This is a genomic window from Mesorhizobium sp. L103C105A0 (assembly GCF_000502215.1).
GTDB lineage: Bacteria > Pseudomonadota > Alphaproteobacteria > Rhizobiales > Rhizobiaceae > Mesorhizobium.
The window spans coordinates 921,012-944,780 of record NZ_AYXF01000002.1; the positions used below are offsets into that span (position 1 = coordinate 921,012).

Genomic DNA, 23,769 nt, shown 5'->3' on the forward strand with positions numbered 1-23,769 from the left:
GGCTGCTATGTTATTAGGCATGCGAATTCTGCTCGTCGAGGACGAATTCTTGCTGGCAAGCGAACTTGCCTCCTATTTCAGCGATTGTGGGGCGACCGTTTTGGGGCCGGTGTCGTCAGTCAGCCGGGCTCGACGATATATCGATTCAGCGGATGGGGCGGTGCTGGACATCGACCTCAACGGTGAGACTGTTTTTCCCCTCGCCGATGAGCTGACGGACAGAGGCATCCCGTTCGTATTCTTCTCCGGAAACGATCAGATCACCCTGCCGGAGCGGTTCCGGTACACCCAAAACCTCTCCAAGCCGGCCGGATTCAGGACGGTTGCCGGGATCCTCGCCGCGCAATCAACAGCGCTTGGCGAAGACAACGTTTTCCGCGCTCTTCCAAAACTGAGGCTGTCCGCGCGGCTGCTGCTGGGCGACCCACAGGCGGCCGATCGCCTCGTCGAACGGACATTGAAGGCGGCGCTGGAGGAGCGGTTGTCGACGCGGCATGACCTTCCCTTGAGCGAATGGCTCAATACGCTCATGGAGGAGGTGCTCCGCAACGACAGGTCTGGAATCATGAATTAAGATTGTCCGATGGTTTGCCGCAGGCCGCCCTGTCGACCGCCCCCGCTACGGTACCCCTCCCCAAGAGCGCTTCGCTTCGTCTTGCAAATACGGCCGCATTCCTGCTAGAAATCGTCGTGGCCAAACCTCCGCAAACCAAACCTGACTCATTCCGCGATCCTGTTGAGGGCGACGCACTCGCAGCGTTGCTCGACGAAATCGCGGAAGAGGAAACACCTGAACGGCTGTTGAAACTCGCCCTTGAGCTGCAGCAGCAACTGCTGTTGTCAAAGCAGCTGAAAAACCCCAACTGAACGGCCTGCAGCTAGGCATCTTGATTTGCCTCGAGTTCCACGATGGCGTCATCGCCTCGTTCGCCAGACCCCTGGTGCGGTAATCTTTCAGCGCTCGATGTGGGCGAAAGCCAGTCTCAATAGCTCAGCCGTTCTGCGCCCAGAAAGCCCTGATCCCATCATGGCGCCGATGAGACGACCTGGAAAATCAGGGCCGACTTGGGTCGCAGCCCGAGGTCGATCACTGCTGCCCTGGCATCTCGGTATTTTCTTGCGGGCTCTTTTTGACGCCGGCCGCGGGTGATGTCTCGGCGGGGGCATTGCCGCCTTGGTTCTGTTCCGGGGTGCGCTTTACCGGCGATGTCTGCCACGATCCGCCTGAAAGGGGTATGAACACAAAGAAGGCTAGCAGGGCGACGAAGATCACAGCCGCAATGACGACGCCCCACCCGAGTACATTTCGGGTGCCACGCTGTTCTTCCTTCCGGGACACATGCTCCGTCATCACTGGACTCCTTTGTGTCATTCGACGAAGTACAAATTTATCGTGCAGATCGACCGCACGGTCTGCTCTTCCCCGACGCGTGCCGCCGGCACAGCCGAAGAAGCTGAAGCTAATCTTCTCCAGCTTTTCGGCTGCCTGGTTTGGCGGCCCGCTTTGGGGCTTTCGGCACTGCCGGTTTCCGCTCGGGTGCAGGCGGATTGATCGCCTCGTGCGCCAAACGGGCTTTGCGCAATCGCGCCGTTTTCTCTTCCCGCGCCTTGCGCTCGGCTTCCATTACGCCTTGTGCGTAGAGGGTGGCTCGTGCGTCTCTGTCATTTGCGGATCCACTGGCCGCCATAGTCAGCCCTCCGCCTTGTAATTTCTTGCTTCCTTCTTGGCGCCGTCTTTGCCGTGCTCGGCTGCAAGCTCTTTGGCCTGCCCGGGTGACACGTCGGTGGCTTCGGCCAACTTGATTGCCTCTTGTTCAGAGAGATCTCTGTCCTTTCGCGTGGGGTTCTTTGTCATCACAGATCTCCTATCAGAGCCCAAACGACCGGACCGGCGGTGTGTTCCCTGGAGCCTTCGATAGTCCACCGATTGAGGCGGGCTATCGCGCTTCCGTCAATGAGCGAAAAGTTTTGATGCGGACGACAAGATACACGATCAGCTTCAAGGCCTTTCGAACTGCTCCGGCCAGCCGGGTTATGGCCGGGCTATGGCCGCGTGGGAATGCGTGACACACGGACGGATTCAGGCATCGATGCCAAGCGCTAGTTCTCGCCCGCGAGCGTGGCGAGAAATGACCGCCGCCATTCTGCTGCGTCATTGCGCGTGATGCGCTTGAGCAGTGCACTATGCCTTGCAATTCTTTCCTCAAGCGGCATCGCGAGCGCTTTTGCGATCGCATCGGCAACCTCGTCGACCGCATACGGGTTTACGATCAAGGATTCGGCAAGTTCTTCGGCCGCACCTGCAAAACGCGACAACACCAGCACTCCGGGATCGGCTTCGTCCTGCGCGGCTATGTATTCCTTGGCGACGAGGTTCATTCCGTCACGCAGGGGCGTGACCAATCCGACCTGGCTAGCGCGCAACAGGCCAGCAAGCCGAGAGCGTGATACGGCACGGTGGATGTAGCGGATCGGGGTCCAAGCCAAATCCGCGTATCTTCCGTTGACCGCGCCGGCGGTTGCCTCAAGCTGGGCCCGGATGTCGGCATAGGCGCTGACCTCCTCGCGCGTCGGCGACGCAATCTGCAAATAGGTTGCCGCCCGCTCTTGTTCCGGATGCCTTTCCAAAAGACGCGCGAAAGCCTGCATGCGGCCGGGGAGACCCTTGGAGTAGTCCAGCCGATCGACGCCGATGATTTGCTTGAGGCCCAGAATCTGGCGGCGCATGGAATCGATCTGCACATCCTCCGCCGCCTCATTGGCCATGCGTGCGATTGAATCGACGTCGATGCCTATCGGAAAACACCTCGATAACACCGTGCGGCCGTTCATCTCAGCCGAACCATTGATATCAAAAGTAGTGGAGTTGGCCGCCTGCACTGAGCGCCGGAAATTCCCCACGTCCGTTTCGGTCTGGAATCCCACGACGTCATATTGAAGCAGATCATCGATGAGTTCTTCATGGTCGGGCGTGGCTACAAACAAGTCAGGCGGCGGGAACGGTATGTGAAGAAAGAAACCGATCCGATTCCGGACTCCCAGCCGCCGCAACTGGGCGGCCAAGGGGATAAGGTGGTAGTCGTGAACCCACACCAGGTCGTCGTTGCCCGACAGCAGTCCTGCGAGCGCCTTCGCGAACCGCGCATTGATCTGCCGGTAGGCGTGTAGAAACTCTGCCCGGTGGTTCACCAGGTCGAGTCGGTAATGAAAAAGCGGCCACAGCGTGCTGTTGGCATAGCCATTGTAATAGAGCGAATACTCCTCATACGGCAGGGTAAGCGCAGCCGTCTCGATCTTTCCCACGCGTTCCAAGCGGATCAGCGGTTCGTCGCTCGCGGCGTAGTCCTGATACTCGGCGCTTGCTCCCAGCCACAGGCCTCCACGCTCGGCCAACGCATCCCCGATGCCTACAGCCAGTCCGCCGGCTTGCGACGGATCGCGAATGTTTCCCAGTCTATTCGAGACGACAACCAGACGACGCGGGATGGCGCGATCACCAGTTAGCTCAGCCTCCCCACCTAAGGCGTCGCGCTCAAGAGGATCACCAACCGTTTGCGAGGCCTCGTTGAAAATTTCATCCGGTCGCTGCAACAAGAGCAAATCCTGAGCGTGAAGATCGCTTGGGGAACGGTCCGCGCGTGCGATTGTTCCCGACGTAAGTGTCCAGCCGGATTCGCTGGATCGCATTCTCGGCCCGCTCGGGCGCCTTTTTCAGCGGCTCTCGCAGGATCGTCGTCGGACACACCGGTGATGAGACCCGATCCAGCACGCCGAGCAGCCGCTTTGGCGACGGCCGGGATTACCGCTTTGGTATTCATGCTGCCGGATCCCCTGCCCTGTCATATCAACTCCCCCACCTTGGCAAAAGCCCCAACTGACCAAACCGTCAGTCCACCTCGATTACCTTGCGCGTCGGCTTTCGTTGGCGGGGCGGCGGCTTTACCGCTGCAGGCGCGGGCGGGGTCCGCGCTGTCGATGCCTCCAATAACTGTCGCTGTTCTCTAAGCCGCGCCGTCTTGGCTTCCCTGGCATGCCGCTCCGCTTCCAACAGCAACTTGGCTTCTCGATCCGCCCTCTCGATCTTTTCCCTGTCGATGCGTCGTGTTTTCAAGGTCGCCTCCTTTGGTCAGACGGCGAACAAAGTGCGGACCTGAAAAAATGTTCCCAACAATTGACGAGCGGCCCGCCGGTTGCGCGCATCTGCGGCTCTGTGACGTCCAAAGGAACTGCTTGCCGTCCGCGGCGTTACGCCACCAAGCTGACCGGAAGATTACCATGGACGACAAACCCCGAACGACGATTAGAAAACCGGCCCGGATTGATCGAGGGCATTGCTTTTGCGGAGTCATCACAGCTGAATTCAGTGGCGATCCCTTTTGGATTTGTTTCGACCACGACGATGACTGCCGACGAGCGATCGGCAGCCCACTGACGATCTGGATTGGCTATCGTCCAGATCAGGTCCATTGGCTCGGCCCAAAACCAAAAACATTTTCGAAAACCAGGGGCGTCGTGCGCTCCTTCTGTTCGGAATGTGGCACCTCGATTGGGTACACCGATGAAGGCTTGCCAAACGAGTTCTACATCTCGATCGGATTCATGGACGCGCCCGAGAAGTTCCATCCCCAAGCCCAGGCCTATTGGGAAATGCGACTGCCGTTTATCAGGATGGATGACGGTTTGCCTCGCGTCGAGGGCTACACCCGAGCGCGCGACCCCACCCTGGGCAATCCCAGAGACCGGTGAGGCAGGAGGTTGGACTTTGGGCCTCGTACCTGCAAGCCAGCGCGAACCGACGTCGTCATGCGGCGAGCTTTGCTGAACCAATCCGTTTGATGGCACTGCTGATCGACCGTTCGCCGTCATCGTAGTCAGCCCAGGCGACGGTCTTTTTCAGGTGGCCCGGGACCGTGCGAACGGTGTATTTTTTCGGATCGAGATCCGCCTTCACCTGACTCCAGGTCAGCGGCATGGATACAGTCGCGCCTTCCCTGGCGCGAGGGGAGAGAGGGGCGACGGCTGTCGCCATGCGATCATTCCTGAGATAGTCGAGAAAAATCCGGGATGTCCGCAGCTTCTTGGCCATGTTGACGAGGTAGAGATCCGGGCTGTCTGCCGCCATCTGGATGCAGACGGCCTTTGCGAAGGCCTTGGCCTCGGCCCATGTCGTCTTGCTGCGTTCGGCCGCCAATGGCGTCACGACATGCAAGCCTTTGCCGCCCGTGGTTTTGCAGAAGCTCACCAAGCCCAGATCTTCGAGACGATCGCGCATTTCCTTGGCTGCCGCGACCACCTTCGCAAAAGGGACTTCCGGACCGGGGTCAAGGTCGAAGACAAGTCGGCCAGGTATTTCGGGATGACCCGGCTGGCAATTCCAGGGGTGAAGCTCAAGGCCGCCTATCTGGGCGATCGCGGCCAGACCCTCGACGCGGTCGATTTGCAGATACGGTTTGTGGTCGCCGAAGACTTTTACCAGTTCCAGCAGATTGGATGTGCCTGGCATTGCGTGGCGCTGGAAAAACTGCTCGCCGGCGTAGCCATCCGGCGCACGCACGAGTGAACAGGGACGACCTTTGATATGTCTGATCATCCAGGGGCCAACGGTCTCGAAATATTCTGCAAGATCGAGCTTGTCAACGGGCTGACCGTCGCCGGCATTCGGCCAAAGCGGCTTGTCCGGCTTGGAAATGATGACGCCCATGACAACCGGGCTTTTTCCTGTCTTGCCAGTCACCTTGGCAGGGTCGGCAATCGGCGTCTCTTGAGGATCGGCTGGACGCTCGGCCTCGACGTCTTTTGCGGGCTTGTCTTCACGCAGGCCTTTGAAGGCGGCCTGCCGGATATTGCCACCCCCGGTCCAGCCGGCGAACTCGATTTCCGCGACCAATTCCGGCTTCGTCCAGAAGACGGTTGAATTCCTTTTCGGTGCGCCATCGCCGGTAAACGGCGACGTCGCGGCTTTCATCTCCTGCAGCCTGGGCATCAGCTGCTTGACCTTTGCCTCGCTGAATCCGGTCCCCACACGGCCGATATAGGCGAAATGTTCACCGCGATTGACGCCGACGAGCAATGACCGGAATTTGCCGTTGGTCGTCGACCAGCCGCCGATGACCACCTCATGCCCGGCGCGGCATTTCGATTTTGCCCAGGTGTCGGTCCTCCCCGAAACATAGGTCGCATCGGCCTTTTTGGAGACAATCCCCTCAAGCGACAGGCGACAGGCAGAACGCAGCACCGCGTCGCCGCCATTGCTGAAGTGCTCGACATAGCGGATGAGATTTTGCTCGCCGCGATCGACTTCGCCGAGCATCTCGCTCAGACGTTCCTTCCGTTGTGAGAGAGGCATCTTTCGCAGATCGACGCCATTTGCGAAGAGCAGGTCAAAGGCAAAGTAGATCAGATCCTTCGTCCGGCGCTCCGACAGCGCTGCCTGCAGTGCGGCAAAATCGGGCGCGCCGTTCTCGCCAAGCGCTACGATCTCGCCGTCGATGATGACGTTGGGAAGACTGGCGGCCTCCTTTGCGATGGCGCCAAATTTCTCCGTCCAGTCAAGACCCTTGCGGGTCTTAAGGGCAATGTCCTTGTCTTTCACGCGCAACTGGACGCGATAACCGTCAAACTTGATTTCGTGAACCCAGTTCGTCCCGGCCGGCGGCCGGGAGAGCGTCGCGCAAAGCTGTGGTGGGATGAAGTCGGGCATCTTCGCCGCTGAGGCACCAGCGGCTCGCTTCGGCCGCGGAGCAGGCCTTGCCGACCTGGCGGCGCGCTTGTCGGCATGGCCGCGCTTGCTGTCCCAAACGGCATCCGCATCGGCCAACGATGAACCTTTCATCATAAACGGCTTCGGACCTGCCCCCTTCCCCGCTGCAATCTTCTCCATGCTCCGACCCGAGGCGACGGATCGATCCTGAGCCAGCACCGCATCGCCATTGCCCTCTGTCGCGTATTTGTCGCGGTGTTTGATCAGCAGCCAGTTGGTCCGCTTCCCGCCATTGCGGTCATGCTTCATGCGCACTAGGACGAAACTTCCATGCAGGCGCTTGCCCTGCAGCGTGAATTTCAGGTCGCCTTTTTCCAACGCCTTTTCGGGAGACATGGCGCCTTCCGGTTCCCAATATCCGCGATCCCACAACTGCACCGTGCCGCCACCATATTGTCCTTTGGGAATCGTGCCTTCGAAGTCGCCGTACTCCAGCGGGTGATCCTCAACCTCCACGGCAAGTCGTTTGTCGTGAGGATCCAGTGATGGACCTTTGGTCACAGCCCATGATTTGACGACCCCGCCAAGCTCGAGGCGAAGATCATAGTGCAGCCGCGTGGCCGCGTGTTTTTGGATGACGAACCGGAGTCGGTTCGAACCCGCAATCGAGCTTTCGCCGCTGGGCTCTTTCGTCTTCGCGAAATCCCTTTTGGCCCGGTAGGTTGAAAGCTCGCCCGTTTTCATGGAAGTGCCCCGACTATGACGCAACGCCGGGACTCAACGCAGTGGGTGAGATTTGGTTCGGTTCATAGCCGAGACGACGCCGATGCTGCTTTTCCGCTTCAGAGTGGCATCGGCGTCAAATGAGGCCTTCACGGAGACTACAGGTGTCGTCACCGCTGACGTTAAGGTTCCTTGGTTTGCCCAACCATTTTTGCAAGCTCTGAAAATGGTGGGATGTCCAGTTCGCCTTGCGCGTTGTTTGCGATCTGCAGAAGCCGGATCGGGAAGCAGATCGCGTCACGGTTGGCCGGTGACATGTCTTCGTAGGTCCGCTCGTCACCTGTCATGGACGCCTCTGCCTTTCGCAGGGCGGTATCGATCTCGTCAATTGACAGCAGACCTTTGTGAACGAGCAGGTTGTTGATTGACGCGACCGCCATCATCAACCCTTCAAGCTGAAGATTGGCAACGTTCATGGCTTGACCGTGTTTCCGCCGCCCGGCCTCGCCGGGGCGTTCTGGCCATCGGATTGGTGCGTCTTGTCATCCACCTCATTGACTGGCCGCGTCAGACCGACCCCACTCTTGGGTTTCTTGTTGCCGGCCGCATCCTGAGAGAACGCATCCGAAGGATCAGGACCAGTTCTAGCCGGGTACTTCGTTGCGCCGGTCTCGCGACGGTTTTCATTATCAGGCATTTTTGATCACTCCAATCGGATGACCGATAACCATTACGAGCCCGGCGAGTTCCGGCGCCGCATGGAACATTTCTGGCCGTTCGTGCAGAGACAAGCGGGCGTGTCTCGGCAATCGCGCCTCGCGCACTGGCGGCAGGTCTCGCTTTCGTTGCCGACAGCACTAGGTTGCTTGTTGAGGTAAAAGGAATTCCCCATGCGGGTGGCACGCGAAGCCTGGGTTCTTGGCAAGGAGAGCATCCTCGGATTCATCAACGACAATGCCCTCAGCCACGGTGCGGCGATGGCGTTCTATGCCGTTACGTCCCTGGCCCCGATCTTGTTGATCGTTGTTGCGATTGCTGGACTTGTCTTTGGGCATGAAGCAGCTCAACTCGCTCTGTCGGCCGAAATCGCAGGCGTGATGGGATCGCAAACCGGCGACCTTCTGCGCAGCACCATCGAAAGCGCTTCTCACAGAACCGCCGGCACTCTTGCCACCTTGGTGGGCATCGTCACCCTCTTCGTGACAGCCTCCGGGGTGTTTGGCGAAATGCAGCTTTCGCTCAACACAATCTGGAAGATTGACCCACCACCCATGTCCGTGTCGCGATTGGTGCGGGCGCGGGCGGCCAGCCTGGGTCTGGTTGCAGCGTTGGGATTTCTACTGCTTGTGTCGTTGGCGGCGAGTGCCGCCATTTCCGCGCTTGGCGCTGTCATCAACGCCCATCTGCCGTTCGGCACGATCATTCTCGCGTCGATAAACGGCATTGTATCATTCGTGCTGATTTCCGCTCTGTTCGCGGCGATCTTCAAGATCCTGCCGGACCGGTCGCTCGCTTGGCGCGATGTCGCAATTGGCGCGGCAGTGACCGCTTTGCTCTTCACCATCGGCAAGTCGCTGATTGGCTGGTATATCGGAACCAGCGCGATCGCATCCTCCTATGGCGCGGCGGGTGCACTGCTGGTCGTGCTGCTTTGGGTTTACTATTCGTCTGAGATATTCCTGCTCGGCGCCGAGTTCACGCGGGCCTATTCCGTCCGTCTCGGCAGTCGGTCCGACCTTCAACCGATAGTGGAGGCAGAGAGCCCGTCGCGACAGACATCGAACCCTGGGCCAACTATCCAACGCGAGGTGCAGGCCTGGATTGTGATCACGGGTTTGCTGACCTTCGTGGCGACACGGGTCTGGCCATCGCGGCGATCTTAGCTGCTTCCCACCAATTCTGTTTCTTTGGAACGCAACCCGGACACCGGAATTGCATAGGAACAGGAGGTTGCCCATGCCAAAATTCCGCTTTGAGACGACAGTATCCGGCCAGACTACCGTTCTCGAGGAAGAGCTAGCGAGTGCGGAGATGGCCAGTCCGAGAGCAATAGAGATGGCGCGCGTGGCGGTGGCGGCGGATCCTGGGTCAGGAACCAAGCAATCGGGATCGACTGTCAAGGTCTACGATGAAGCCGGATACCTGGTCGCCACAGTCAATTTTTCCGACGTGTTGCCGAGTGATCCGGACGCCGGACAGCATGGGATTGGCTATGCGGTTGTCGAAGAACCGGGTGTGATGCGGTCTGGCTGACCCGTGGTAGATCAGGGTTTCACGTTTCGCTCACGTGATCCCCGGCAGGGCAATTTGCTGAGATCGCGAGGTCCTCGGCCATCGTCGGATGCTAGAGCTGAGATTCGATCGGGAGGTGACGGACGAAGACCGCCAGGATACGGCGAAAAAATCCGGCTTCTGGTTCATGCGTATAGTCCTGAATCTTGCCTTCGCCGCATCCATGCCAATGCAGGACATTGTGTTTCAGTTCGAGCCGATAGCTTGTTTCCGGAGATATTTCCGATTGGAATCGATGCCGCAGCTCGGCGACCATTTTCGGATCCTCAAACAGAACGCCCATTTCCGAATTCAAGGACACTGACCGTGGATCGAAATTGAAGGAACCAACAAAGCCGATATTGTCGTCGACGGTGAAAGCTTTCGTATGCAGACTGGCGCCCTTCGAGCCAAACACCGAGATTGCCGAGCGCCGGATGAACGGCTGAAGCTCGAAAATTTTGACGCCATTCCTCAGCAGCCGCTTGCGATAGTTTGCGTAAGCGCCATGGACTGCGGCCACGTCGGTAGCGGCCAGGGAGTTGGTCAGAACCGAAACGTCAACACCGGCGCCGACAAGGTCCAGCAAGATCGCTGTGCCCCTTTTGCCGGGGATGAAATAGGGCGACACAATTTCCAGACACCCGCGGGTGGATTGGATGATGGGACGCAGCTCTTTCATAAGCCAGCTGCGACGTCTCCAACCACGAACCTTCTCCGGCGGATCGGAAATGACCCGCACGCCATCCACCCAATGAACGTCGTTGCTGGCCGCAATAAACTCCGTGATCGAGCCCCGGTTGCCGATGCCGTTCAGGAATTTGGGATCGGGGCCGGTATCGCTTCCTTCAAGCCATTTGGCATGCTCATGCTCAGCCACTGATCCCAAGGTTTTGATTGGCTTGGCTTCATTGCAAGCCCAGAAGGCATCGAATATCGCCGCGGTTTGCCGTACCGCAGGCCCCAGGAGCAGCAGATCGAGGTCCCGGAAATTGGTTTCTGCCGCATCGAAATAGGCATCGCCAACATTCCGACCGCCGACAATGGCAAATTTGTCGTCGACGATCCAAGCCTTGTTGTGCATCCGTCGCGTCAATGCAAAGAGCCGCAACAGCACTTCCACACCACGCATGATCCGGCCGCGCCTGATACCGCTCGGATTGAACAACTTCAGTTCGATGTTTGGATGGTGGTTCAGCGCCAGATATGCCGCATCATTTTTGCGCGGATTGACGTCGTCAAGGAGCATGCGCACCCGAACACCGCGCTCAGCAGCTCGAAAAACCTCGCGAAGCAGCAAGCGGCCGGTGTGGTCATCGTGCCAAAGGTAATACATCAGGTCGAGGCTGCGCTCAGCGCTCCTTGCCGCCAGCACGCGCACAGCGAAAGCGTCATAATTGTCCGAGACAAGCAGCAAGCCGCTCTTGCCGGTTTTGATGTTGTCGTCTGCGGTTCGCGAAAGTGATACGTCCATAAAAATTGCCACCTTTGGACGGCGCTCGCTGCCATCCCGCTCAAATCATAGCTAGAACCATTCTGAGGTATTCTGGTTGCATACGCAGCGTCCAATCACCCAATTGCTGGATGCAAGCAGGGCCAGCAATCAAGCGGCTGCAGAGCGGTCAGGAGGCTTGAGAGGCGTTGCCCCGACTGCTCTGCTGCCGCCGCGGAACTTGCGTCTCCTGCAGTCCCAGCCCCTCACACCGTGAACTGTTGGCGGGAGCCCGATGGCGTGCGCCCCGCCGCGGCTCTTCGACGAGAATGACGTGGTCGTTGTTCTCAGTGAAGCGCAGGACCCTTTAAATTTAGATATCTCCATTATCCCGGAACCGGGTTCGGGTTTCCGAGTTAAGAAAATGCTCGCGACGGGCAATTTTCAACAGAGGAGACGGCACAATGCCCACTGCCAAGAAAGCCAATGGCAACAACAAGGACCTGGAGGACCTTTTCCTCGATGGCCTCAAAGACATCTACTATGCCGAGAAGAAAATTCTGAAAGCCTTGCCGAAGATGGCCAAAGGCGCATCCGAAGAGCAAGTTTCGGCAGCATTCGAGAAGCACCTCGCTGAAACCGAGGGGCAGGTCGAACGTCTGGAGGAGGTCTTCGAGATTCTCGGCGCGGCCGCGCGCGGCAAAACCTGCCCGGCGATCGACGGCATCCTGGAGGAAGGATCTGAAATCCTTCAGGAGTACAAGGGTTCGACTTCGCTCGATGCAGGGCTCGTCGGTGCCGCGCAAGCCGTGGAGCACTACGAGATCGCCAGGTATGGAACCCTGATTGCCTGGGCTACGACGCTCGGCAAGGATGACGTGGTTGCGCTCCTCAATGCGACACTTGAAGAGGAGAAGGCCACCGACGAGGCGCTGACTGCCCTCGGTGAAGCCGGCGTCAACGAACGAGCGGCAGAACGGAAAGCGGCTTGATTGATCGCCTACCCAACCGCCTCGGCGACCCATGTGCCGAGGCGGTCGCGGGAGATGAAGGACATGGTCACGCATATCTACAAAGGACTGGAATGTTTCCTGCTTGAGTGTTCGGCCGCGCTGGTCAGGCGCCGCGCCCTTGGTGGTTCGCGCAGCGATCCTCGGCAGTTGCGAGAACAGCGCAGAGATGAGTTCAGGGCCCGCAAAGTCGCCGAATGAGCGCCAAGATGGAGAGTCGGATGGGCTTCTTTGGAAAATATTTCTCAGGACTGTTGAGCAAGAAATCGACTGACGGCAAGGGGAGCGGCGATATGCGTAAAGCTACCGGCGCGGGTCCGGCGATTGCCGCGCATTCCAAAGATGCAAAGACATCCGCTGCTTCCGGTCAAAGCACCAATGCTTCGAGCAAAAATGCAGATGGACGATGACAAAAGGCAAGATTTGGCTACCGACCCTATGTCGCATCGAAGCGGCGCAAAGACGTTAAATCGTCGAGATGACCCGCATCGCAACCTTCAACGTCAATGGCGTCAACGGCCGACTGCCAGTGCTTCTCAAGTGGCTTGGCGAAACCGGCTATGACATCGTCTGCCTTCAAGAACTGAAGACCTCTGACGAAAAATTTCCCGTCGATCCGATTAGAAACGCCGGCTATGGCGCAATCTGGCACGGACAGAAGTCCTACAATGGCGTGGCAATCCTCGCTCGCGGGATTGAGCCGCTGGAACGTCGTCGAGGTCTGCCGGGCGATCCCGACGATTCGCACAGCCGCTACATCGAGGCAGATGTGAATGGGCTTGTTGTCGGCTGCCTGTATTTGCCTAATGGCAATCCAGCGCCGGGGCCGAAGTTCGACTACAAACTTCGCTGGTTCCAACGTTTGATCACCTATGGCCAGGTGCTGCTCGGCGATAGCTCACCGACCATCCTGTGCGGCGACTATAACGTCGTTCCAGGCTCGATCGACGCGGCGATGCCGGGGCGCTGGGTTGGCGATGCCGTTTACTTCCCCGAGAGCCGGAGCGCGTACGCCGAAATGCTTGCTCAGGGCTGGATCGATGCCGTCCGTCGCATTCATCCAGAAAAGGGAATTTACACCTATTGGAACTTCTCCTACCGCGGCGGGTACGATCGGAGTTCCGGGCTCCGGATGGACCATCTCTTGCTGAGTTCATCCCTATTGGATCGCCTGAAGAATGCCGGAGTAGATGCCGAAACGCGTGCATGGGACAAGCCGAGCGATCATGCGCCAGCCTGGATAGAACTTGATTGAGCTTCCTCGGCAAGGAGCCTGAAGACCTGGTGGCGCTCCTTCGTGATTAGATTTGGCCGCATCTCTATCGCCAACAATGAGGACTGCCGGCGCCAAGCGATTCAAAGGACGCAATGATGACAAACACTCAAAAGGAAGCTGAACTGATTGCGCGCCTTGCACGCCAGCATGGCGTCACTGATGGCGCTGTCATGGCTGTCCTTGAGGCGTTGCGGCGTGGTGGTGGAACCATGGCCCAGTTCAGCCACGTCGACTTCGGAGGAATGTCACAATGGTCCTCCGGCATGACGATGGTCGGCGACATGTTCGATGACAGCCTCAAGGCGAAGCTCAACACTATCGCGGCGGAGCTCTCGGCCTACCTGCGCGATCATCCCGCCAAGCCACAACGCGACGACACGAGCTATCGTTCTGCAGCTATGGCCCACGCCGGCTCATGGTGGCCTGAGGAGTTTGGGAGCCCGTCTGCCGCTGGTTCTCAAAACAATATGCGCTACGCAGCGTTTCCTGAGCGAAGCCGCCTGGTCATCGACGATCATGGAAAGATGGAGATTTATGACACAGGCGACCATCGCATATCCGGTGTTTCGCAGAGCCAGAGCACGGACTCCACCCTGACCTTTGTCAGCCAGCACGGCGTGGTCCGCGTATCTGATCTCAAGCGCGTATCTGCGACGTAGGGCAGGCCGCTTCCATGCAGACAGTCACGCTCATCGGCTATCTCGCGACCGTCTGCTCGATGAGCAGTTTCACGCCGCAAGCCTGGAAAATCATCAGGACACGAGAGACAAGCGGCATCTCCGCACCGACGTATGCCATCACTGTGTTGGGGTTCGCCTTGTGGCTGGCCTTCGGCATCATGAAGGCAGAGTGGCCGATCATAATCACGAATGGCGTTTGTCTCCTGCTGTCAGCGTTCATTCTCACAATGACAGTCCTGCCGCAGGCTGAGAAAGAGGCGGTTGCCAAGGCTTTCAACCCCGACGACTAAATTAACGCTTCCAACTTTTCAGAAGCGGACCTTGGCTACCATATGCAGGATCCTTGCGCGGACGCCCCACCTTGGGGATGGTTGCGAGCGCATCGCTATGCTGATCCTTGCTCCTACATTCGTCATAAGTCCCAAATGGAGGATACGCGCCGACAACCAAAAAGTCATCGGATGCCGAGAGACATTGGTGCCCGGTGCCTGCCGGGAGGACCGCGACGTCGCCAGCCTTCAGCGACAGCGTTCGTCCTTTCTTGCCCCCAAACCGGACTTCAGCATTTCCGCGGGCAATGCCCAGAACCTCGTGTATTTGCGAATGATAGTGAACGTAATCATGGATGCCGTTTCGCCAGCTATCGCCCCATCCGTTTGCATCGAAAAGCACCTCCATGACGGCTGCTGGATCAAGTCCTTCGGGCAATTCGACGGCGCCTCGATAAACGACGAGCGGCCATGCTGGATGATTGGGTACAAGTCCATCATCCTTGAACCAGAACTCATTCGACTTTCGCTGCCTCACAAATCCGGCGACAGCTTGCTTGCGCGGTCTTGCGAAACCGGTGACGTTCTCGATCACTTTCTTGCTGGTTTCCAAAATGCTCATCGACGCCGCCTCTAAAGCAGAGGTTAGTTTAGCCGCTCGCTCAGAGCTCGACCTTTGCGTTGTCGCCCACATTCGGCTTGGCGCCGGTAACGGCCGCAAACACCATGGTTGCGGTAGCCATCATTAGCCCCGGGCTGTCCCACAATTCGCCTTCGTCGGGTTTGACCGTTATCAGACGAATCTCGGGATCATCGGCATTATCCCACCAGGCTGAGTCAGTTTTCTCCCAGAGCTCGGCGATCTTTTCCCTGTCATTTGTCACTGTGGCCGGGCCTGACATCGTGACGTATTTGTAGTGGCTGTTGTCACTCCAGGCCAATGTGACCTTGGGATAGGTCGACAGCTGCTTGCTCTTGGCGCTGTCGTCATTGACGAGGAAGTATATGGCGTTTTCCTCACGGACCACACGCGCAGATAGCGGACGGGCTCGATTGTACTCGCCGTCCCAGGTCACAAACATGCAGACGTCGATGTCCTCGGCGAGTTCCCAGATGCGGTCTGTCGCCTCGGCGGGCGTGAGGTCCGTCTGCTGCTCTCGGCGGTTAGCCATAAGCGTCCTCCTGCGGGTGAATATCCTCGCTTACAACTCACGTCCCGCCACGACGTTCCAACTCACTGGGTCCTTCGGCTTGCTAAAGCGGTGGAACTTTCGAAATTGCCGGAAGTTTGGATGGCAAACGCGAGGCCATGATGGCGGACAAGACGCTTCGAACATCAAGACGGACACCCGAGCAGGACGCTAAGGGTCAGTCGGAAAAGGACCACAAGGGCGGCGGAAACGATGGCGTCGCCAGCGCCGATCCGCGGGTGATCTCCGGCAAAAAAGACGGCGACGCGACATTCCCTGTCAAGGGACCGAAGAAATAGCTATGAGCCCATTAGTCGGGCATCTGGCGGTGTCATCGATGCGCGGAGACAATTGACGAACGGGCTGAAATCATTTCGCGATGACACTTTGCTACCGTCACCGACGCGGATCACCTTCAACCCTCCGGAGTTCCATGGCCGCATGACGTGCATCCGCCTCAAGGCGCTAATGGCAGCCTGGAATCACGCGACCTTTGAAAAGAGAGCGACGTCGCATCTGGCCAAACCATAGCGCCATCGGTGATCGGTTGTGGCAACCCGGCTCTGGTAGAACAGTGAAAGCTGACTGCCATCGATCATCACCGTCGAGTGGCCGTTCTCGCCCGGTTGACCTGGCTCCAACACCGGGCCGATCGAAACGTAAGGCCCGCTGACCTCGTCGGCGATGGCAAAAAACACCCGTTGCCGGTTTCCCCGAAGGCCATTCGGAAGAAAGCAGGTGGCGTTGAGAAGCACCCGGCCGTCCGGCAGCTCGATCAGTTGCGCGCCCTCAATGCCCCATTCGTAGTCGGGATCATCTCTGGTGTTATGGTGGGGAACATCGTTGTGGTCGAGGATTTTGCCGATCCGCTTCCACGGACCGAACCACGAGTCGGACTGGCTACGTGCCAGATAGATGTCGGGCTGAGGCACCCTGGTGAATTTTGGCATAGCCGAATAAACCAGGTAGCGCCCACCGCCAATGACTGCTGGATGCGGATCGTAAATGCCGTCCTCTTCTGTGTCCGGGATGGCCAGAATGGCCGGACTGAGGACTACCCAATGGAACCCGTCGTTGGAAACCGCATGCTCGCAACGGCCACCCGACTTCATGAATTCCGTCTGGATGAACATGTGGAAGACGCCGCACTCGTGGGTCACACCGGGAGCCGCAACACCAGTACCGTTGATTGGAAGTTCGATCGGCTCATGCTCGGCCCACGGCCCATAAAGATCGGGCGCCGTGGCATGCAAGATTCTCCACGTCTCGGTGGTGACCGTGCCGCTTGACCCGAAGACGTGCCAGACACGGCCATCGAAGACAGGACACGGGTCCTTGAGATCATCCACGCTTTGCGGATGAAACAGTGGAAAAACGTTGGTTTCAAAGTTGATGTTCATGTCAGCCCCGGAATTCGCCTCGGCAGTCGGAGACGCGCAGAGATACAGGCGAATCATTGATGTTAGGCACATTCTATAGCCAACGAGTTCAACGCAAATACGGCAATGCCGCTGTCCACCAGCATTCCTCGTTCAACCACGCTTTCAGTGGCGGCCGGGTTCCGACAGCCGCCCTCGCCTCCGCACCCAGATCCCGCTTCGTGCGTGGACCAAGCGGGCGACCGGGCCTTCTTCATTTCAGTTGGAACAACTCACCTGATCGAAAGTTAGGAGCTGGAACTAAGTAGTTCTCTCCATTCGCGATTAACAAATGTTAATCGTAACATAAATAGTGTCACAGAGGAGTATGTCAATGGAAGCGGCCTTTGGCGGGGTAACCGGCAGTCAATATGTTCGTCGCGAAAATATACTGGTTTGCTTCTCCCACTTACGATGGAATTTTGTTCACCAGCGTCCGCAGCATCTCCTCACCCTTGCATCCGCTCAGCAGCGAGTGGTCTATTTTGAAGAACCCGTTTTCGAAGAATTGCCGCAGCCGCTGATGCGGACGAGCGTGGGATCGGAAAACATTCTGATTGTCACACCAGTGCTGCCGCTTGGCACGTCGGCCGCGAAAGCAGATGCCGTCCAGCGGAGATTTGTGCAGCAGACCATCGCTTCTATGCCGCATAACCGGCTGATCGCCTGGTACTACACCCCAATGGCTCTTAGCTTTACGGAATTCCTCGACCCAGACATATGCGTCTATGACTGCATGGACGAACTCTCTGCGTTCAGGAATGCGCCCCCCGAGCTGGGCCAGATGGAAAAGGCGCTTCTGCGCCGCGCGGATCTCGTTTTCACCGGTGGTCTAAGCTTGTTCGAGACCAAGCGTCACCTCCATCCCGCCATCTTTCCATTTCCGAGCAGCATCGATGTGAGGCACTTTCACACCGCAAGACGGCCAGGAAGGGACCCAGCCGACCAGGCGGGCATTCCTTCCCCGAGGGTTGGATATTTCGGCGTCATCGACGAGCGGCTGGACGTCGATCTCGTGGCGCTAGCGGCAAAGACAATGCCGGACGTGCATTTCGTCATGCTCGGTCCGGTTGTCAAGATCGACCCTGCAAGCCTGCCGCAAGCCGAAAACCTGCATTGGCTTGGCCCGAAAGCCTACTGCGATCTGCCCGACTATCTGCGCCATTGGGACGCCGGATGGATGCCGTTTGCCCTCAACGAGGCGACGCGTTTCATCAGCCCGACCAAGACGCCGGAATTTCTCGCTGCGGGTCTGCCGGTGATCTCGACGGCAATCGTCGATGTGGTGCGCAGTTACGGTGCTGCCGGGCTGGTGGAAATCGCCGACTGTGACGATCTGGAAATCAAGCTGCGCTCCGTTCTTTCGCGACCGCGTCAGATGCTCCTGCAGCAGGTCGATGCCTATCTTGCGGACATGTCCTGGGAACGGACATGGAATGCCATGGCAGCTCACATTGAGCGCGCCTACCAACGCAAGAAGATCGTGCCCCTTCGCAGGAGTGCATAGCCATGTTCGATTGGCTGATCGTCGGCGCGGGTTTCGCCGGCAGTGTGCTTGCCGAACGGATAGCGTCGCAGCGTCAGGAAAGCGTTTTGCTGATCGATCGCCGCAGCCATGTGGGAGGCAACGCCTACGACTGCTACAATGAAGCCGGCATCCTCATCCATCGCTACGGCCCGCACATCTTCCACACCAACAGCCAAACGATCGTGGACCACCTTTCGCAGTTCACGCAATGGCGGCCGTACGAGCACAGGGTGTTGGCGGCCGTGGACGGGCAACTGGTTCCCATCCCGATCAATCTCGACACCATCAACCGGCTTTACGGGCTGGACCTGACCTCGGCACAGCTGGAGGATTTCTTCGCGTCGCGACGCGAAACGGTGGAGGACGTCCGAACGGCTGAGGACGTCGTCGTCAGCACCGTGGGGCGCGAGCTCTATGAAAAATTCTTCCGCGGCTACACTAGAAAGCAATGGGGCGTCGATCCCAGTCAGCTGAGCAAATCCGTCACGGCACGAGTGCCGACCAGGACCAACCGTGACGACCGCTATTTCAGCGACAGCTTCCAGAAAATGCCGGCCGGCGGGTACACGCGGATGTTCGAACGCATGCTCGATCATCCAAACATCAAGATCATGCTGCAGACCGACTTCCGTGAAATTCGTGAGAAGATACCGTTCAGGCGCATGGTTTATACCGGCCCGATCGATGAATATTTCGGCTGGCAGCTCGGGCACCTTCCGTACCGTTCGCTTCGTTTCGAGCACGTTACACTGGATTGCGAGCAATTTCAGCCGGTTGCCGTGGTCAATTATCCCCAGACGGAGGATTACACGCGCATTACCGAGTACAAACATCTGACCGGCCAGCAGAGTTCGCGGACCAGCCTGACCTACGAATACCCCACGGACATCGGGGACCCGTACTATCCCGTGCCCCGGCCCGAAAACGAAGTGCTCTATAAGCGCTATGAAGCGCTCGCGGCAAGCTGCTCAGACGTGTGGTTTGTCGGTCGGCTTGCAACTTACCGCTATTACAACATGGACCAGGTAGTCGGACAGGCTCTGGCCACTTTCGCGCGCATCCAAAAAAGCCTCCCGGCCTGGGCACGCACGGAGGAGCCGTTGTTGGCCGAGCCGAGAAGATAGTTTCTTCCAAGACGGAAGATCGGGCGGGTATCAGAAGGAGAAACTCGATGGATACAAACTTCAACTCGGAAAGCCGTGAGATATTTATCGTCGGCTTGCGCAACGCGCACGCCATGGAAAATCAAGCGCTGTCGATCATGAAGCCTCAGGTCGAGCGTATAGAGAACTATCCGGAGGTGGCCGATCGCTTGCGCCGGCACATTCAGGAAACCGAAGGCCAGATCACGAGACTCGAGTCCGTCCTGGAGGGCCTTGGCGAGGAGCACTCCACCCTCAAGGACACTGCCTTGTCTATGGTTGGCAGCGTGGCCGCCATTGGACATTCGATGGCTGGCGACGAGATCATCAAGAACAGCCTGGCGAATTTCGCATTCGAGAACTACGAGATTGCTGCCTACAATTCGCTGCTGGTACTGGCCGACGCCGGGGGCTTCCAGGATGCTGAAAGGGCCCTCAAGCAGAACCTGAACGAAGAGGAAGCCATGGCCAATTGGCTCAAGGAAAATCTGAGCGACGTTACCATGCGGTATGCCAGGTTGCGCGAGGCTGGGGCGACTGCAAAAAGCTGATGCACCGCACCGGCGCGGGCGGCGTTTCAAAAACAGACGCTCGCCCGCCCCTCCCTCGTTGAGGCCTCTTCAAGGCGTCGTGTTCGCCACGAGAAGAGCTTGCTGACGGGCCAGTTCATCTGCTGTGGGTTTGCGCAGGTGTCGCCTGCCATCAGCCTGGATGACGGAAAACAAACCAACCTCGGCATGTCGCGAATTGTCCCAGCCCGGGTAGGCCGTTATCGGGTACAGGCAAATACCCTCGACCGGCGCTCCGAGACTGATTGCGGAACGCACCTCGTCGCAGACATAGTGGAGCCAAGCCGGCCCGCCGGATCCCTCGGAACCGGTCTCCGCAATGAACATCGGCTTGCCGTAGCGATGAGCAACTTCTAGCAACATTTCCGACAGGGCGCGGTACTCGTGGTGTCCCATCGGAATCGTCGGCCCGTTTACGTACCATTGATTGTGCGGGTAAAAATTCAAGCCCACGACATCGACAACATCTTCGCTCCCGCCCAACTCAGGTTCGACGCGGCCCAGCAACATGTCGTAAGCTTCGAACTGCCCCTGTCGGGCGTTTTCGGCCCGGCGCCGTTCGCTGCGGGTCCGGTCACGAGGGGCGATATGGATAAGCGGCTCGGCCCAGACAAATCTGCAGGCGGGATCGATCTCCCGCATTGCACGAACACCCGCGATGGCGGCCTTCACGAGGTGCCGCTTGAACCATCCACGTTTGTTCGGCCCCACACGCGGGAAATAGCCGACCTCAACAGCCCATGCGAAAAAGGAGATTTCGTTGATGGGACACAACAGAGGCGATGTTCCGGTGATCGAACGGTGTACCTTGACGGCTTCTGCCGCGAACGAGGCATAGGCGTCGATGAAATGCGGCGAGCCCTGATCGACATGGTCCGGAGATCCGTAGTGAAAGATGTCCCAGATTACCTGAACACCTGCCGATCGGGCTGCCTCAACCATTGGCGCCCAACTTGACCAGTCATAGGTTCCGGGAGCGGTTTCGATCAAATGCCAACGCAGGCCGTCGCGGATGGTGCGAAGGCCGAGTTCGGCGCAGCCGCGGTAGTCGCCCAGGGCATGCAAATTATGCGAGGTCGCACGAATAAGATCGAGGCGAACGCCGTCCTTGCGCCGGTGCGAGGAGCATTCAAAGCCTGCCATGAAAAAACTGGCGAAGCGCGAAGCTTCCGGAACCGAGGCCTCCGTCTGGCGTCCCACTTCGCTCATTTTTCGAAGTCTCCTTTGGGCAATCGGCTTCGAACTCGGCCGCCTTGTCCGGACCGGGAACCGCGTTGGCGAAATACCGAATTCAGTCGGGCGCGCCCCATGTTCGTTGCTCAGTCCAGCTCGTCCTTGCGTGGCCGGGTAGTGCCGAACCCATTGGTAGAGCCTTTGTTCCGGTGGTGAACTGTCCGGGCGCCGCGTGCAAATGAGGAACAAGGAGGCCCGTCCCAAGTTCGGGGCGATGTACAGCCGCCGTCATCCACTCGAGCGGCTGCTCGGCAACAACAGAGGCATGGGATCACATGACCGTTCAGATTCGACTTTCCGAGATCGACCACGCCAGGCGCGAGGATCGTGGCGACGGCGCTTGGAGCATCGCACCGGACCTGGGTTACTTGCGGCTAGCAATCGTCAATGTCGTGTTCTTCGGCGCACCGGGCAGCGGAGATCGGAACTGGGTGCTGATCGATACCGGGTTGCCGACGTCTCGCAGCAGCATTCTAGCGGTCGCGGAAAAGCGGTTCGGCGTCAACGCACGGCCGGCTGCAATCATCCTGACCCATGGCCATTTCGACCATGTGGGAACGGTTCTAGAACTCGCAAATGGCTGGGACGTGCCTGTCTTCGCCCATCCACTCGAGCACCCCTATTTGGACGGAACCACATCCTATCCGCCACCGGATCCCTGGGTTGGGGGTGGACTGATGGCGCTGCTTTCACCGCTTTTTCCACGCGGGCCAATCGATCTTGGCAGCCGTTTGCAACCCTTGCCCGCCGATGGATCGATCCCCGGAATGCCCGGATGGCAATGGCTGCACACACCCGGACATGCCCCTGGGCATATCTCGCTCTGGCGCGAGCAAGACCGCTCGCTCATCGTAGGAGACGCTTTCATCACCACCGGTCAGGAGTCGGTCTATGAAGTCGCCATTCAGGATCTCGAGATGCACGGTCCGCCGCGCTATTTCACGCCAGACTGGGATGCAGCGGAAAGGTCCGTGAAGCATCTGGCTGCCTTGGGCCCCCAGATGGTCATCAGTGGACACGGTGCGGCTGCTGCGGGAGTGGGCATGCGTCAGGCTCTCGATAATCTGGCTGAGCGATTCAGGGTATTCGCCGTCCCGCCGAAATTGAAATTCGTGCGGGAGCCAGCGTCGCCGATAGCTAGGCCAATCGAGCCGCCATCGTTCTGAATGGCCAGATTGGGCCAAGGCGGGACCATCGGACAGAGTAACTCGGTCCAGCGGAACAAACCCGGCCGGCGACAGTTGGGGCACTCGCTCAGGTGGCGACACCCTGCGAAGTGCCGCGAGGTTCCGCGCCATGGGGAGGCTCAGATGGAAACCCGACGAACGCATGCCTCTAGCCCGCGTTCCCGCAAAGAGAGATTGCAGAGCCGGTGTTCTTGCCATCCAGCCCTAAGTTGACACGCCAACTGCTCTGGATCGTCGGAGGCGCATTCTTGCCCGGTTGCGCGGGGGGAGTGCTCGATCCCCAAGGACCAATTGGTGTCGGTAATCGCACGATCCTTTTGAACTCGCTGGCGGTGATGCTGGTGATCGTTGTTCCCACGCTTGTTGCGCTTCTGGCATTCGCCTGGAAGTTCCGCGCCTCGAACAGCAACGCCCGCTATAACCCGGAGTTCACCTATTCGGGACGCGTGGAGTTGATCGTCTGGTCGATCCCGACGCTCACCATCCTGTTCATTGGCGGTCTGATCTACTACGGATCGTATCAGCTCGATCCGCGCAAACCGATCCCTTCTAGCCAGCCGCCGCTCGACATTCAGGTGGTGGCGCTCGACTGGAAATGGCTGTTCCTATATCCCGAGCAGGGCGTGGGCGCTGTCAATCAACTGGTTATCCCCGCCGGTGTTCCAGTGCGTTTCAAGTTGACCTCGGCCAGCGTGATGAACACGTTCTTCGTGCCCCAGCTTGGCAGCATGGTCTACGTCATGAACGGCATGCAGACCGAATTGCATCTGCAGGCCGACCGCGAGGGCAGCTTTTTCGGCCAGTCGGCGCACTTCAGCGGCGACGGCTTCTCGGATATGAATTTCAGTGTGAGCGCGGTTTCAGCCGATGCCTTCACCCGCTGGGCGTCATCGCTGCGTGGCGGGGGCGGCGTGCTCAACGCCAACGCCTATCGCGAACTCGCCCGGCAAAGCACAAATGTGGCGCCGGCTTCCTTCGGTCATGTCCAGCCTGGGCTGTTCGAAGCGGTCGTTCAGCAGACGCTCCCACCGGGTCCGGGGCCTGCTGAGAGCGCAGCCAGCGGCGAGCCACAGGTGAGCCCAAGGGCATTACCCGCGGCGGCGGCAACGATGACCCATCATCCACAAGGCGCAGAATGACG

General features: G+C 58.7%; 28 protein-coding genes. 17 read left to right on the forward strand and 11 right to left on the reverse strand.

What is annotated here, in order from left to right:
* Positions 1–7 precede the first annotated feature (7 nt).
* Positions 8–574 (forward strand): response regulator, encoded by a 567-nt coding sequence (locus tag X727_RS155520; protein WP_023668059.1) that lies wholly within the window; start codon positions 8–10, stop codon positions 572–574.
* A gap of 2 nt (positions 575–576) precedes the next feature.
* The gene (locus X727_RS155515) at positions 577–867 is read left to right on the forward strand and encodes a hypothetical protein (protein ID WP_031204075.1); all 291 of its coding nucleotides are present in this window, start codon (positions 577–579) and stop codon (positions 865–867) included.
* A 220-nt stretch (positions 868–1,087) separates the two neighbouring features.
* On the opposite strand, the gene X727_RS155510 is transcribed toward X727_RS155515, so the two are convergent.
* From X727_RS155510 to X727_RS1000000167820, 4 genes are all read right to left on the reverse strand, one after another.
* A complete protein-coding gene (locus X727_RS155510) occupies positions 1,088–1,351 on the reverse strand; it encodes a hypothetical protein (RefSeq protein WP_023736053.1) in 264 nt (87 codons plus the stop codon).
* 339 nt (positions 1,352–1,690) lie between these two features.
* Complete coding sequence (locus tag X727_RS1000000168460; RefSeq protein WP_023681158.1) at positions 1,691–1,855, reverse strand: hypothetical protein; 165 nt, start codon at positions 1,853–1,855, stop codon at positions 1,691–1,693.
* Positions 1,856–2,100: 245 nt separating this feature from the next.
* Positions 2,101–3,594 (reverse strand): trehalose-6-phosphate synthase, encoded by a 1,494-nt coding sequence (locus tag X727_RS155505; protein ID WP_023833975.1) that lies wholly within the window; start codon positions 3,592–3,594, stop codon positions 2,101–2,103.
* Positions 3,595–3,886: 292 nt separating this feature from the next.
* Positions 3,887–4,111 carry a hypothetical protein gene (locus tag X727_RS1000000167820; RefSeq protein ID WP_155923544.1) on the reverse strand — a complete coding sequence of 75 codons (225 nt, stop codon included), beginning with the start codon at positions 4,109–4,111 and terminating at the stop codon, positions 3,887–3,889.
* A 164-nt stretch (positions 4,112–4,275) separates the two neighbouring features.
* Here X727_RS1000000167820 and X727_RS0133620 point away from each other — a divergent pair, with 164 nt between their 5' ends.
* Positions 4,276–4,746: a GFA family protein gene (locus X727_RS0133620; RefSeq protein WP_050591282.1), complete on the forward strand. Its 471-nt coding sequence runs from the start codon at positions 4,276–4,278 to the stop codon at positions 4,744–4,746.
* A 55-nt stretch (positions 4,747–4,801) separates the two neighbouring features.
* Here the strand turns inward: X727_RS0133620 and ligD are convergent, their stop codons facing one another.
* Positions 4,802–7,444, reverse strand: a complete 2,643-nt coding sequence (ligD, locus tag X727_RS155500; RefSeq protein ID WP_023833976.1) for a DNA ligase D — start codon at positions 7,442–7,444, stop codon at positions 4,802–4,804.
* A gap of 161 nt (positions 7,445–7,605) precedes the next feature.
* Entirely contained in the window at positions 7,606–7,899 is a 294-nt protein-coding gene (locus tag X727_RS155495; RefSeq protein ID WP_023687836.1) for a hypothetical protein, read from the reverse strand.
* Between the two features lie 414 nt (positions 7,900–8,313).
* On the opposite strand from X727_RS155495, the gene X727_RS155490 reads away from it, so the two are divergent.
* Both X727_RS155490 and X727_RS20400 read left to right on the forward strand, forming a co-directional pair.
* Positions 8,314–9,306 carry a YihY/virulence factor BrkB family protein gene (locus tag X727_RS155490; RefSeq protein WP_023681152.1) on the forward strand — a complete coding sequence of 331 codons (993 nt, stop codon included), beginning with the start codon at positions 8,314–8,316 and terminating at the stop codon, positions 9,304–9,306.
* A 73-nt stretch (positions 9,307–9,379) separates the two neighbouring features.
* Positions 9,380–9,676: a hypothetical protein gene (locus X727_RS20400; protein WP_023833977.1), complete on the forward strand. Its 297-nt coding sequence runs from the start codon at positions 9,380–9,382 to the stop codon at positions 9,674–9,676.
* A gap of 91 nt (positions 9,677–9,767) precedes the next feature.
* On the opposite strand, the gene X727_RS155485 is transcribed toward X727_RS20400, so the two are convergent.
* Positions 9,768–11,168 carry a phospholipase D family protein gene (locus X727_RS155485; protein ID WP_023833978.1) on the reverse strand — a complete coding sequence of 467 codons (1,401 nt, stop codon included), beginning with the start codon at positions 11,166–11,168 and terminating at the stop codon, positions 9,768–9,770.
* A gap of 422 nt (positions 11,169–11,590) precedes the next feature.
* Here X727_RS155485 and X727_RS155480 point away from each other — a divergent pair, with 422 nt between their 5' ends.
* The 6 genes from X727_RS155480 to X727_RS155460 all read left to right on the forward strand — a co-directional run bounded on the left by X727_RS155480 (position 11,591) and on the right by X727_RS155460 (position 14,382).
* Positions 11,591–12,118: a ferritin-like domain-containing protein gene (locus X727_RS155480; RefSeq protein ID WP_023681150.1), complete on the forward strand. Its 528-nt coding sequence runs from the start codon at positions 11,591–11,593 to the stop codon at positions 12,116–12,118.
* A 63-nt stretch (positions 12,119–12,181) separates the two neighbouring features.
* The gene (locus X727_RS155475) at positions 12,182–12,337 is read left to right on the forward strand and encodes a hypothetical protein (protein WP_155923545.1); all 156 of its coding nucleotides are present in this window, start codon (positions 12,182–12,184) and stop codon (positions 12,335–12,337) included.
* On the forward strand, positions 12,334–12,546 hold the full coding sequence (locus X727_RS1000000166200; RefSeq protein WP_245259911.1) for a hypothetical protein: 213 nt from the start codon (positions 12,334–12,336) through the stop codon (positions 12,544–12,546). The genes X727_RS155475 and X727_RS1000000166200 overlap by 4 nt, the downstream gene beginning before the upstream one ends.
* A 68-nt stretch (positions 12,547–12,614) precedes the next feature.
* Positions 12,615–13,391 carry an exodeoxyribonuclease III gene (gene xth, locus X727_RS155470; protein ID WP_023754455.1) on the forward strand — a complete coding sequence of 259 codons (777 nt, stop codon included), beginning with the start codon at positions 12,615–12,617 and terminating at the stop codon, positions 13,389–13,391.
* A 116-nt stretch (positions 13,392–13,507) separates the two neighbouring features.
* A complete protein-coding gene (locus X727_RS155465; protein WP_032888719.1) occupies positions 13,508–14,071 on the forward strand; it encodes a hypothetical protein in 564 nt (187 codons plus the stop codon).
* 14 nt (positions 14,072–14,085) lie between these two features.
* A complete protein-coding gene (locus X727_RS155460; RefSeq protein ID WP_023833980.1) occupies positions 14,086–14,382 on the forward strand; it encodes a SemiSWEET transporter in 297 nt (98 codons plus the stop codon).
* Between the two features lies 1 nt (position 14,383).
* Here X727_RS155460 and X727_RS155455 read toward each other — a convergent pair whose 3' ends face one another.
* Positions 14,384–14,983 carry a cupin gene (locus X727_RS155455; RefSeq protein ID WP_023833981.1) on the reverse strand — a complete coding sequence of 200 codons (600 nt, stop codon included), beginning with the start codon at positions 14,981–14,983 and terminating at the stop codon, positions 14,384–14,386.
* A gap of 40 nt (positions 14,984–15,023) precedes the next feature.
* The gene (locus X727_RS155450; RefSeq protein ID WP_023712198.1) at positions 15,024–15,533 is read right to left on the reverse strand and encodes a pyridoxamine 5'-phosphate oxidase family protein; all 510 of its coding nucleotides are present in this window, start codon (positions 15,531–15,533) and stop codon (positions 15,024–15,026) included.
* A gap of 140 nt (positions 15,534–15,673) precedes the next feature.
* On the opposite strand from X727_RS155450, the gene X727_RS155445 reads away from it, so the two are divergent.
* Positions 15,674–15,850 carry a hypothetical protein gene (locus tag X727_RS155445; protein ID WP_155922451.1) on the forward strand — a complete coding sequence of 59 codons (177 nt, stop codon included), beginning with the start codon at positions 15,674–15,676 and terminating at the stop codon, positions 15,848–15,850.
* A gap of 183 nt (positions 15,851–16,033) precedes the next feature.
* Here X727_RS155445 and X727_RS155440 read toward each other — a convergent pair whose 3' ends face one another.
* The gene (locus X727_RS155440; protein WP_023700021.1) at positions 16,034–16,951 is read right to left on the reverse strand and encodes a hypothetical protein; all 918 of its coding nucleotides are present in this window, start codon (positions 16,949–16,951) and stop codon (positions 16,034–16,036) included.
* A 352-nt stretch (positions 16,952–17,303) separates the two neighbouring features.
* On the opposite strand from X727_RS155440, the gene X727_RS155435 reads away from it, so the two are divergent.
* The 3 genes from X727_RS155435 to X727_RS155425 are packed head-to-tail and all read left to right on the forward strand — an operon-like array spanning position 17,304 to position 20,190.
* Entirely contained in the window at positions 17,304–18,476 is a 1,173-nt protein-coding gene (locus tag X727_RS155435) for a glycosyltransferase (RefSeq protein ID WP_023833982.1), read from the forward strand.
* 2 nt (positions 18,477–18,478) lie between these two features.
* Positions 18,479–19,621, forward strand: a complete 1,143-nt coding sequence (gene glf, locus X727_RS155430; protein WP_023815893.1) for a UDP-galactopyranose mutase — start codon at positions 18,479–18,481, stop codon at positions 19,619–19,621.
* 47 nt (positions 19,622–19,668) lie between these two features.
* Positions 19,669–20,190: a ferritin-like domain-containing protein gene (locus tag X727_RS155425; RefSeq protein ID WP_023687824.1), complete on the forward strand. Its 522-nt coding sequence runs from the start codon at positions 19,669–19,671 to the stop codon at positions 20,188–20,190.
* Between the two features lie 69 nt (positions 20,191–20,259).
* On the opposite strand, the gene X727_RS155420 is transcribed toward X727_RS155425, so the two are convergent.
* Positions 20,260–21,417, reverse strand: coding sequence for a hypothetical protein (locus tag X727_RS155420; RefSeq protein WP_023739556.1), 1,158 nt, complete (start codon positions 21,415–21,417; stop codon positions 20,260–20,262).
* Positions 21,418–21,716: 299 nt separating this feature from the next.
* Here X727_RS155420 and X727_RS155415 point away from each other — a divergent pair, with 299 nt between their 5' ends.
* Positions 21,717–22,607 (forward strand): MBL fold metallo-hydrolase, encoded by an 891-nt coding sequence (locus tag X727_RS155415; protein ID WP_023668030.1) that lies wholly within the window; start codon positions 21,717–21,719, stop codon positions 22,605–22,607.
* A gap of 194 nt (positions 22,608–22,801) precedes the next feature.
* Positions 22,802–23,767, forward strand: coding sequence for a ubiquinol oxidase subunit II (gene cyoA, locus X727_RS20320; protein ID WP_081726068.1), 966 nt, complete (start codon positions 22,802–22,804; stop codon positions 23,765–23,767).
* Positions 23,768–23,769: the final 2 nt, after the last annotated feature.

Bases quoted from the DNA above. Each gene is read 5' to 3' on its own strand.
- X727_RS155520 (WP_023668059.1), top strand. From the start codon at position 8: ATGTTATTAGGCATGCGAATTCTGCTCGTCGAGGACGAATTCTTGCTG.
- X727_RS155510 (WP_023736053.1), bottom strand. From the start codon at position 1,351: ATGACGGAGCATGTGTCCCGGAAGGAAGAACAGCGTGGCACCCGAAAT.
- X727_RS1000000168460 (WP_023681158.1), bottom strand. From the start codon at position 1,855: ATGACAAAGAACCCCACGCGAAAGGACAGAGATCTCTCTGAACAAGAG.
- X727_RS0133620 (WP_050591282.1), top strand. From the start codon at position 4,276: ATGGACGACAAACCCCGAACGACGATTAGAAAACCGGCCCGGATTGAT.
- ligD (WP_023833976.1), bottom strand. From the start codon at position 7,444: ATGAAAACGGGCGAGCTTTCAACCTACCGGGCCAAAAGGGATTTCGCG.
- X727_RS155495 (WP_023687836.1), bottom strand. From the start codon at position 7,899: ATGAACGTTGCCAATCTTCAGCTTGAAGGGTTGATGATGGCGGTCGCG.
- X727_RS155490 (WP_023681152.1), top strand. From the start codon at position 8,314: ATGCGGGTGGCACGCGAAGCCTGGGTTCTTGGCAAGGAGAGCATCCTC.
- X727_RS20400 (WP_023833977.1), top strand. From the start codon at position 9,380: ATGCCAAAATTCCGCTTTGAGACGACAGTATCCGGCCAGACTACCGTT.
- X727_RS155485 (WP_023833978.1), bottom strand. From the start codon at position 11,168: ATGGACGTATCACTTTCGCGAACCGCAGACGACAACATCAAAACCGGC.
- X727_RS155480 (WP_023681150.1), top strand. From the start codon at position 11,591: ATGCCCACTGCCAAGAAAGCCAATGGCAACAACAAGGACCTGGAGGAC.
- X727_RS155475 (WP_155923545.1), top strand. From the start codon at position 12,182: ATGGTCACGCATATCTACAAAGGACTGGAATGTTTCCTGCTTGAGTGT.
- X727_RS1000000166200 (WP_245259911.1), top strand. From the start codon at position 12,334: ATGAGCGCCAAGATGGAGAGTCGGATGGGCTTCTTTGGAAAATATTTC.
- xth (WP_023754455.1), top strand. From the start codon at position 12,615: ATGACCCGCATCGCAACCTTCAACGTCAATGGCGTCAACGGCCGACTG.
- X727_RS155465 (WP_032888719.1), top strand. From the start codon at position 13,508: ATGACAAACACTCAAAAGGAAGCTGAACTGATTGCGCGCCTTGCACGC.
- X727_RS155460 (WP_023833980.1), top strand. From the start codon at position 14,086: ATGCAGACAGTCACGCTCATCGGCTATCTCGCGACCGTCTGCTCGATG.
- X727_RS155455 (WP_023833981.1), bottom strand. From the start codon at position 14,983: ATGAGCATTTTGGAAACCAGCAAGAAAGTGATCGAGAACGTCACCGGT.
- X727_RS155450 (WP_023712198.1), bottom strand. From the start codon at position 15,533: ATGGCTAACCGCCGAGAGCAGCAGACGGACCTCACGCCCGCCGAGGCG.
- X727_RS155445 (WP_155922451.1), top strand. From the start codon at position 15,674: ATGGCGGACAAGACGCTTCGAACATCAAGACGGACACCCGAGCAGGAC.
- X727_RS155440 (WP_023700021.1), bottom strand. From the start codon at position 16,951: ATGAACATCAACTTTGAAACCAACGTTTTTCCACTGTTTCATCCGCAA.
- X727_RS155435 (WP_023833982.1), top strand. From the start codon at position 17,304: ATGGAAGCGGCCTTTGGCGGGGTAACCGGCAGTCAATATGTTCGTCGC.
- glf (WP_023815893.1), top strand. From the start codon at position 18,479: ATGTTCGATTGGCTGATCGTCGGCGCGGGTTTCGCCGGCAGTGTGCTT.
- X727_RS155425 (WP_023687824.1), top strand. From the start codon at position 19,669: ATGGATACAAACTTCAACTCGGAAAGCCGTGAGATATTTATCGTCGGC.
- X727_RS155420 (WP_023739556.1), bottom strand. From the start codon at position 21,417: ATGAGCGAAGTGGGACGCCAGACGGAGGCCTCGGTTCCGGAAGCTTCG.
- X727_RS155415 (WP_023668030.1), top strand. From the start codon at position 21,717: ATGACCGTTCAGATTCGACTTTCCGAGATCGACCACGCCAGGCGCGAG.